The following is a 2,147-nucleotide window of genomic DNA, read 5'->3' on the forward strand; positions in this document are numbered from 1 at the left end:
AAAAAGAACAGTCCAGAGAATTCTTGGAGTGTGAAAGGAAATTCCGAAACTCTTGATCACATGAATGACATAATTATGCTCGCTTTTCTTTCGCTCCGTATCGGTGAAACCAAACGCAATAAAAACTGCGATCAGGATATTCCCGATACTGATCCAGAAAGGCAGAAAAGGATTATATTTGTAGAGAAATCCGCTCAAGATCGAACCGACTGCCTGACCGATAAAAAGATAAAAAGCAGCATTTCCTTCTCTTTTCTGATATTCCTTTTTCCGATCGAGTTTGACCAGACTTTCATAAAGAATGGCAGCATCTGCCCCACTGCTGAAGGTTATTCCCATCCCGAAAACAATTTCCGCGATGGCAAAAAAGTAAAATGATTTGAACAGGATATAAATAAGCAGACCGATCCCGCATAAAATTCCGCTGATAGCAAGAGAAAGTTTGCGGGAAAATTTATCTGCAATTGCTCCGGTCGGAACTTCGAACAGGAATACCGAAATCGCTGAAATAGACTGCAGGAGCATGATCTGGGAATAGCTCAAGCCCTTGAACAGCATGAACGGTACTAATATCGGACCGATGATGAGCATATTCGTGAAGAATCTATAGCCGGAATATATCTTTATGTTTTTCCGGTATTTTATTAGTTCCATATTGTTTCACCGCAAAGACGCAAAGGCTCGAAGAATTGCTAATATTCATATAATTGGACTCGACATCGCAGTAGACGACGACTTCTCGAAAGCAAGGCGTCGAGTTGAGAAAAACATAACTGCGAAGAACAGGAAGTTTCACAAAGAAAATATCCAGTAAAACCTGCTATTCCGTCTGAATAAACGAACCATATTAATCTCTTAAAAATTCGTATAAATTAAAGCAATGTTCTTTCAGAATTGGATTTAGTTTCTTTTTCCATCCGTTCGGCATTGTATCCTAGACAGTTAGCAGAAGATTTTTCTGCTCATGACTTGATAGTAAATAATCGGCAAGTTCTTTGGCAGTATAAATGTCTTTATCAATCTTCCTTTTGTCTTTTCTTTTAATTATCAGCAAAATTTTAACAAAACAAAAACTGCTGGTTCAGGAACAGTGATTTCAAAACTCAAATACTTTATCTCTAAAGTAAATTTCTGGATTAAATGCAAATATCTTAATGGTTGAGCAGATATGTTAAGTTCTTTTACCCAATAGGCTTTATTTGAACCTTTTCCTAATTCCGGAATGATGAATTCAATTTCCAGTTGAGGATGAACAAATTTTGAGAAATCACCAATAACAGAGAAAACTTGTTCAAAACCAAATTCTTCCAATATTTTTGGAACATCGGCTGTTTTTCTGATTTTTGGAGGATTGGGTATAAGAAAATCAATGTCTGTTGTCCTTAACAATGGAATTTCCGGAGCGTTGTTAAAATAATGATGGTAAATTGGTAATACCCAGTTTCCAATTAATATGATAGTCTGTAAGATTTTCTCCGAATGTAATCTTCCAAGTAAATCCCGAAATAATGTTTCCTTATTTCTCACCTAAACCTCGATTTATTTCCTGCAGGTTTTTTTGCAACTCTTTGATCCTTTGTTTTATTTTTTTTCTTTTTTCAATTTTTTCCCTGAATTCAGAAACAATTATGGACTTTTCTTTACCAAGATATTTAAATTTCACATTTGAACCTTCACGATAAGCAAGATAACAAAATAGATTACTTCCTCTTTTTTTTTTTGAAATAGAACCTTTAGGTAAATCTTCCATTAATTTCTCATTCCTGCTGATAAGTTCCAAAATGCGTTCTTTTTCATCTTTAAGAATATCTTTCACGATGCTCATCTTAACCTCTTTTACCTAACGAACTGGAGCAATTACTGTAATGTTAGGCAATGTGTCAAGAAATATGCCTAACAAAGTCATTATCTCGCGACAATTGTTAGGCACACTAAATTGACAATTCTTCCAGAGTTGGTTAGAATTTCATCATTGGGGATTTTATGCGAAATTAGATTTTCTGATTTAGAAATTTCCGTTCTTTCTATCTCTCAAATATCCGTCCAATTCCTCCCTCGTTCCCACAAATGACCTGACCCGGTAGAACATTTTATCGTTGAACAAACCGACTCTTTCGTGAGTATAAGTTGTATCTGCTGTTGAACCG

At 35.4% G+C, this 2,147-nt stretch carries 3 protein-coding genes; all 3 read right to left on the bottom strand.

What is annotated here, in order from left to right:
* A partial coding sequence (locus ENL20_09185) for an MFS transporter (protein HHE38730.1) occupies window positions 1-654 on the bottom strand: 654 nt, incomplete at its 3' end.
* A 393-nt stretch (window positions 655-1,047) separates the two neighbouring features.
* Window positions 1,048-1,527: a hypothetical protein gene (locus ENL20_09190; protein HHE38731.1), complete on the bottom strand. Its 480-nt coding sequence runs from the start codon at window positions 1,525-1,527 to the stop codon at window positions 1,048-1,050.
* The gene (locus tag ENL20_09195) at window positions 1,517-1,825 is read right to left on the bottom strand and encodes a hypothetical protein (protein ID HHE38732.1); all 309 of its coding nucleotides are present in this window, start codon (window positions 1,823-1,825) and stop codon (window positions 1,517-1,519) included. Before ENL20_09195 ends, ENL20_09190 begins: the two co-directional genes overlap by 11 nt.
* Window positions 1,826-2,147: the final 322 nt, after the last annotated feature.

It is taken from the genome of Candidatus Cloacimonadota bacterium (assembly GCA_011372345.1).
Taxonomy (GTDB): Bacteria; Cloacimonadota; Cloacimonadia; order Cloacimonadales; family TCS61; genus DRTC01.

What these genes read in the sequence shown, in the direction of transcription:
- ENL20_09195 (HHE38732.1), bottom strand. Translation starts at nt 1,825, where the DNA reads ATGAGCATCGTGAAAGATATTCTTAAAGATGAAAAAGAACGCATTTTG.